Here is a 6,792-nt window from a genome sequence, read left to right on the forward strand (position 1 = left end):
TGAGCAGATTGAAAAAACCGAAAGCCGTGCCGCGCAAATCGGCCGGCGCCGTGGCCGCCACCATCGTCGCCAGCAGGCCTTGCGTCATGCCGAGATGGATGCCCCACAGGGCCACGCCGCCGAGCACGACGGCCCAGTGTGCGCTGCTTGCCAGAACGAGGTCGGCGGCGATCAAGACGACTAGCCCGATAGCCAGCAAGCGCGTGTGGCTGACGCGATCCGACAGTTGCCCGAACGGGTAGGCCGACAGCGAATAGACGATGTTCATGGCGACCATGACCAGCGGAATGAGCGCCAGCGCCATGCCGCCCTGCCCGGCGCGCAGGACCAGAAAGGCCTCGCTGAAGCGGGCCAGCGTGAACAGCCCGCCGACCGCCACCACCCACCAGTAGGGCGAACCGAGGCGGAGTAAATTGGCCCGGCTGATCGGATTGCGCCGCGCCGTGTGTACCGGACGGTCCGGCTCGTGCACGCCGAAGACGAGCACGGCGACGGCCAGCAGGCCGGGAATGACGGCGACCCAGAACACTGCCCGAAAATCGTTATCCCACAGCAACATCAGCCCGACAGCGAGCAGCGGCCCGAGAAAAGCGCCAACGGTGTCGAGCGACTGGCGCAAACCAAACGCCGCCCCGCGCAACTCCGGCGGCGCAATGTCGGCGACCAGCGCATCGCGCGGCGCCCCGCGCACTCCCTTGCCGATACGATCGGCCAGACGGGCGGCGAAGACGAGACCGGTACTCGAGGCCAGCGCAAACACCGGCTTGGTCAACGCCCCGAGCGCATAGCCAAACACCGCCAGCCCTTTGCGCTTGCCGAGGTAATCACTGAGCGCGCCGGAAAACACCTTGACGATGAGCGCCGTCGCTTCGGCCATGCCTTCGATAACGCCGACCAGCAGCGCGCTCGCCCCCAGCGTGCCGACCATGAACAGCGGCAGCAGGCTGTGAATCATCTCGGACGAAACATCCATGAGCAGGCTGACGAAGCCGAGCATCCAGATGCCGCGCGGTATCTGGAGCGGGATTGGTGATGCTGCCTTGGCGCTGGTCATGGTCTCTGCAAAATCGTGGGGAGGCGGGCAGTTTAAGCGATCGCCCTGCCCGGCGACTAGCGCAGCAATTTGAGCAGCAAAATCAGGTTGACCGTGAGCGATAGTGCCGCGATAACTTTCCAGAATTGCAGCGGATTGCGCTCGATCAGCGGCTGCCGGCCCGGTGCGGCGAGCGGCCGGGTGGCCCCGCGTTCGAGCGCCAGGATGAATTCCTCCGCCGTCTCGAAGCGATCCCTGGCTTCACGGGCGACAGCCTTGAGCAGGATATTTTCGAGCCAGCCGGGAATTTCCGGGCGCCAGCAGGTCGGCCGGGCCGGTTCGCCGAATTTTGGCGTCTGGAAGGGTTCTATTTCGCCGTAGGGATATTTGCGCGTCAGCAGGTGGTAGAGCGTCACGCCGGCGGCGTAGAGATCGTGGCCGGGCTGCGGCTCGGGGCTGTCGTACAGTTCCGGCGCCATGTAGGACGGCGTGCCGGCCTGGCCGATCGGGTCGTCGGCCTTGCGTTCGGCCAGGCTGACGGCGACACCCAGATCGAGGACGCGCAGCACGCCATCCTGGCCGAGGTGGATGTTGTCGGTCTTGATGTCGCGATGCACGATGTCAAGCCGGTGCAAGGCGCCAATCGCCTTGAGCAGGGCAATGCCGAGCCGGACGACCTCGCCGGCCGGGAAATGCTGGCCGGTATCGAGCCGGGCCTGCAGCGTCGCCCCGGCATGCCAGGTCATCAGGTAATACAGGCAACTGCGCGGCTCGGCCGGCACGACTTGCGGAAAGAACGGCGAAACGACGCGTTTGGCCCGCCATTCCTCCATAAGCAGCGCGGCGATGGCGCCCTGATCACCTTCCATCGCCGGTTGCAGGGTCTTAAGCACGAGTTGCTGACCAGTGCGCGGATTGCGCACGCGGTAGAGCAGCGTTTCACGCGAGTCGTGCAGCACTTCCTCGACGATCAGACCATCGAGTTCATGCCCGACTTTGAGGCGATGCGGCAAGGGCAGACTGGCCGCGCTTTCCAGACTGTCGCGCAGGCTCACCGGCGACAGGGCGAGCACGTCGACGACGACGGCCGTGGCGTTGTCGTGGCCACCCTGGGCCAGCGCCAGGCTGGTCAGCGCGGCGGCAGCACCTTGCGGCTCGGGATGATCGAGCAGGACCGCGGCGATCAGCACATCGGGCAGGACGCCCCAGACACCGTCGGAAACGAGCAGGAAACGGTCATTGACCGCCAACTCGCCGTCGGCGAAATCGAGCAGGACACGGGGGTCGAGGCCGATGGCGCGCGATAGCACGTTGTTGAGTTCCGGGTGTTCCCAGGTGTGATCGACCGTCATTTGCTGCAGGCGGCCTTCGCTCAGCCGGTAGATGCGGCTGTCGCCGATGTGCGCCGTGTAGAAGCGCCGACCGCGCAAAACCAGCACCGAAAGCGTCGTCGCCATGCCGGACAGCTCGGCGTTGCGGCTGCCTTCGGCGATCACCCAGCGGTTGAGCGCCGTCGTCACCGTTTCGATGGCGCGCGGCACGCTCCAGGTATCCGGCGTCGCGAAATAGTCGGAGAGCAGACCGCGCACCGTGTATTCGGAAGCCTCGCGGCCGCCCTTGTGGCCGCCAATCCCGTCGGCCACGGCGGCGATGACGCCCTTGTTTTCGAGGTCCTGGCCATCAGGCGTGACCACGCCGCAAAAATCCTCGTTCCGCTCGCGCGGCCCGGTCAGGGAAGCATGGCCGACTTCAACTTTTAAGGGCATGGCAGCTTTCAGAAATTGAAAAGGCGGCGCTACCCGCAAGCAGCACCGCCCGTGACTGGCTCAGATCGACTTTACGTCAGATCTTGGCTGCCGTCAGGTGGCTAGCACCCCACGTCGTGCGCCAGCGGGTCTTGACGCCGGTCAGCCCGATCAGGGCAAAGACGGCGAGGGCAGCGAAGATCAGGAAGCCAGCCTGGTAGCTGCCGGTCAGTTGCTTGGAGTAGCCGAGGCTGGAGGCCAGATAGAAACCGCCAACGCCGCCGGCCATGCCGACCAGCCCGGTCATCACGCCGATTTCCTTGCGGAAGCGCTGCGGCACGAGCTGAAACACCGCGCCGTTGCCCATGCCGAGGGCGAGCATGGCGCCGACGAAGGCGGCCAGTGCCATCCACGCTTCGGGCAGGCCGAAGCTGACGATGGCGAGGAAAATGGCGGCGAAGATGTACATCACCGTCAGCGACTTGACGCCGCCGATGCGGTCGGCCACGTTGCCACCGATCGGGCGGACCAGCGAACCGGCGAAGACGCAGCCGGCGGTGAAGAAGCCGGCCATCTTCGGATCAAGGCCGTACTGGGTGTTGAAGTAGATGACCAGCGAGGAAGCCAGGCCGACAAAGCCGCCGAAAGTCACCGAGTAGAAGAACATGAACCACCAGGCATCCTTGTCCTTGAGGACCTTGAGATACTCGGCGAAGGTCTTGGGCGGCGGCGCATCGGGTGCGTCCTTGGCCATGAAGCAGAAGACGATGAGGACGAGCACGAGCGGAATCAGCACGATGCCGAAAACGTTGGTCCACCCGAAAGCAGCCGCCAGCCCCGGCGCGAGCAGCGCGGCCAGCGCGGTGCCCGAGTTGCCGGCGCCGGCAATGCCCATCGCCGTGCCCTGATGCTCAGCCGGATACCAGCGCGAAGCGAGCGGCAAGGCGGCGGCGAAGGAAGCGCCGGCAACGCCGAGGAAGAGGCCAAGGATCAATACTTCAGCGTAGGAATGGACGCCGACCTGCCAGGCGTAAGCCATGGCGCCGATCACGACGACCTGCCCGATGATCGCCGCCTTCTTGGGCGACAGGCGATCGACCAGAATGCCCATGACGATGCGCAACAGCGCCCCGGCCAGCACGGGGGTGGCGACCATCATGCCCTTTTCGGCGTGCGACAGACCGAGATCCTTGGCGATGCCGACACCGAGCGGGCCGAGGATGACCCAGACCATGAAGGCCAGATCGAAATAGAGAAAAGCCGCGAGCAGCGTCGGCGTATGGCCAGCCTGCAGGAATGATTTCTTGTCCATTTTGGGTAATTTTCCGGGTTGACCGCGCCCCGCAGGAAGTACCCCTGGGGTATGGCAACGGTCGTTGAGGGAGATGGCTTGTTTCAGCGCATGGCGTCATCGCCATCAGCCCACCCTCGTTGGCGGAAAATCGCTGTGATGACCTTACTTTGCAAGCTGCGTGCCAGGACAATAACCCCATGATTTACCGGGGTTATGGACAAACCCAGGGCGCCTACCCGCACCAAAACAAGGCGTACAACGCCATTGCGGTGCAGCAGCAATAGGGAGAGACCGCGATTTTCTGGGCAATGGAAAAAAAATGGCTCAGGTTTAAGCCGCACCCATTTTCATTTTTGGGCCTTTTTTCCCGTTGACCGTGGGACTCGACGCTTGGCCAGCCACCGCGCCTCAAGCTGCTTCTGGGCGAATGACGGTTTCGGGCGGGGCGTGCTGGATCTGGTACTCGACCATCCGAATGGCGGTCAGGATGTCGGTCTTGCCCTGGGCGCAGATGTACTTGTCGGCTTCGCACAGCACCGTCCGCAGACGCCGCTTCTCGGCATCGCCGAACTGCTGGCCATTGGCGATGGCCAGCAGCATGTCCTGGATGCCGCTGTAATAGTTGATCGCGCGCCTATCCTTGTTGAGGTAGGCGAGCGCCAGGGCGACGTTGAAGACGCCGGCAATCGAGGCGACATGGAGGTAATTCCATTCGCCGCTGGCCAGCAGGTACGACAGGTGGAGGTGTGGAATCAGCATGATGTGCACTTCTTCCGGTTCGCTGATGCCAAGGTCGGCACCGAGCAGGCGATTGATTTTGCGATAACCTGAAAAAGACATTGGTTTCGGGGGGTCCGTGAGGTGGCGGTGGGCGGGCGGCCCGGGTCAGTGAAAGCGCGCGGCGCTGACGACGATGAGCGCCAGCATGAGCACGAAGGAAACGCTTTTCCAGAAAATCACCGGATTGCGCTCGATGAGCGGCGGCCGGGTCTTGTTGAGGAAAATCCGGTTCGGGTGGTGCAGGTCGTAGATGAACTCGGAAAGCTCTTCGTAGCGGGCAAAGGGGTCGGGTTCGACGGCTTTGCGGATGGCGTCGTCGATCCAGGCGGGGATTTCGTGTTCCTCGCTGAGCACGCTTTTGTAGGCCAGCTTTTTCTGCGCCGCTTTGGTGCGCGATTTGGGGACGTCGGTACCGTAGGGGAAGCTGCCGGAGAGCATCTGGTAGGCGATAACGCCGAGCGAGTAGTAGTCGGAACGGGCGCTGCCCGGCTCGCCGAGGAAGTATTCGGGCGCCGCGTAGAGGGCGGCGCCGAGCAGGTTGATCTGGTCGACCGCGGTGGTGATTTCCTCAATGCCGGCGACGCGGGTGGCGCCGAAATCAATGATCTTCACAGTGCCCGTGGTGTCGATCATGATGTTGTCCGGATTGAGGTCCTGATAAACCATTTCCAGCCGGTGAAAGGCCTGCAGGCCCTTGGCGATCTGCTCGATAAGGCCGCGCACGACGGCCAGTTCCGGCCGCGGGTTGTCGATCATCCATTGTGACAGCGTCTGCCCCTCGATGTATTCGGTGACGACGTAGATAGACTGGCGCTGGCGGGTGTGGGCACAGGGTTTGAGGACGTGCGCGCTGTTGATGCGGCGGGCGATCCACTCTTCGAGCAGGAAGCGTTCGAGCGCCGCCGGGTTGGCCTGCATGTCGGTCGACGGCGTCTTGATGACGACGCGTTCGCCGGTTGCGCTGTCGACGGCGAGGTAGATGTGGCTGCGGGCGCTGCGCTTGATGACGCGGACGATCTGGTAGCCCTCGAACTCGGCGCGCGCGTCGAGTAGCGGCGGACAGGGCAGATCGGAAAGCTGGCGGTAAATTTCGTTGGCTTCCGGGTCAGGCAACTGATCGATGCGGATCAGCTGGATGGTCAGGTTGTCGCCGCTCCCCCGACGCAGCGCCTCATCAGCAATGGCCTTGGCGGCGGCATCGAGATCGGCGCCGTGGTGAATGGCTGATTGAATAAATGCGGCGTCGATATGTTCGTGGACACCGTCGGTCGCCAAAACTAGCAGGTCGCCGACGGCCAGTTGCACTTGCCCGTAGTCGATCTCGACCTTGCGGTCCATGCCCAGCGCCCGGGCAAGATAACTTTTCTCGGCCGAGACCCAGACGCGGTGATCCTCGGTCAGTTGCGTCAGCGCACCGCCGCGCAAGCGATAAATGCGGGCATCGCCGACATGGAACAGGTGTGCCGTCGTCGATTTGATGATGAGGCCGCTGAAGGTGCAGACGTAACCGCGCTCGCGGTCGTAACGGTGCTGGCTTTGCTGGGTCTGGGCATGCAGCCAGGAATTGGTGGCGCTCAGGACGTGTTCGGCGGAGGTGCGCACCGACCAGGCCTCCGAGGTGCAATAGTAGTCCTCCAAAAAGCTGGAGACAGCTGACTGGCTGGCCTCCTGGCTCACCTGGCTGGAGCTGATACCGTCGGCCAGCGCAATCGCAATGCCCTTGGCGCTGAGCTGGGGTTCGTTGGGAACGCAGAGCCCGTGAAAATCCTGATTCGCCTCCTTGCGGCCCTTGTCGGAGAACTGACCGGCAGTGATCTTGAGTTTCATGATGGTTTTTCGTAGACGAGAAAAGCCCCAGCCCCGCCCGGGGCTGAGGCTTTTGAGAGGCGGCCGATCAGCTCAGGGCGCGTTTGGGGGCCGTCTTGATGTGCGTGGTGTAG

Annotated in this window: 5 protein-coding genes; all 5 read right to left on the reverse strand. The window is 63.6% G+C overall.

The genetic code is table 11. The features are described 5' to 3' along the window. On the reverse strand, nucleotides 1–1,054 hold a 1,054-nt coding region (locus ADADOO_RS14585; RefSeq protein WP_511278233.1), incomplete at its 3' end, for an MFS transporter. 56 nt (nucleotides 1,055–1,110) lie between these two features. Then, a complete protein-coding gene (locus ADADOO_RS14590; RefSeq protein WP_511278234.1) occupies nucleotides 1,111–2,799 on the reverse strand; it encodes a bifunctional protein-serine/threonine kinase/phosphatase in 1,689 nt (562 codons plus the stop codon). A gap of 76 nt (nucleotides 2,800–2,875) precedes the next feature. After that, entirely contained in the window at nucleotides 2,876–4,090 is a 1,215-nt protein-coding gene (locus ADADOO_RS14595) for a nitrate/nitrite transporter (protein WP_511278235.1), read from the reverse strand. A 390-nt stretch (nucleotides 4,091–4,480) separates the two neighbouring features. After that, complete coding sequence (locus ADADOO_RS14600) at nucleotides 4,481–4,912, reverse strand: hypothetical protein (RefSeq protein ID WP_511278236.1); 432 nt, start codon at nucleotides 4,910–4,912, stop codon at nucleotides 4,481–4,483. A 45-nt stretch (nucleotides 4,913–4,957) separates the two neighbouring features. Further along, on the reverse strand, nucleotides 4,958–6,679 hold the full coding sequence (locus tag ADADOO_RS14605) for a bifunctional protein-serine/threonine kinase/phosphatase (RefSeq protein WP_511278237.1): 1,722 nt from the start codon (nucleotides 6,677–6,679) through the stop codon (nucleotides 4,958–4,960). Nucleotides 6,680–6,792 lie beyond the last annotated feature (113 nt).

This window comes from Azonexus sp., assembly GCF_036170495.1.
In the GTDB taxonomy this organism is placed as follows: domain Bacteria; phylum Pseudomonadota; class Gammaproteobacteria; order Burkholderiales; family Rhodocyclaceae; genus Azonexus.

Coding starts and splice junctions, on each gene's coding strand:
- ADADOO_RS14590 (WP_511278234.1), bottom strand. CDS start 2,799: ATGCCCTTAAAAGTTGAAGTCGGCCATGCTTCCCTGACCGGGCCGCGC.
- ADADOO_RS14595 (WP_511278235.1), bottom strand. CDS start 4,090: ATGGACAAGAAATCATTCCTGCAGGCTGGCCATACGCCGACGCTGCTC.
- ADADOO_RS14600 (WP_511278236.1), bottom strand. CDS start 4,912: ATGTCTTTTTCAGGTTATCGCAAAATCAATCGCCTGCTCGGTGCCGAC.
- ADADOO_RS14605 (WP_511278237.1), bottom strand. CDS start 6,679: ATGAAACTCAAGATCACTGCCGGTCAGTTCTCCGACAAGGGCCGCAAG.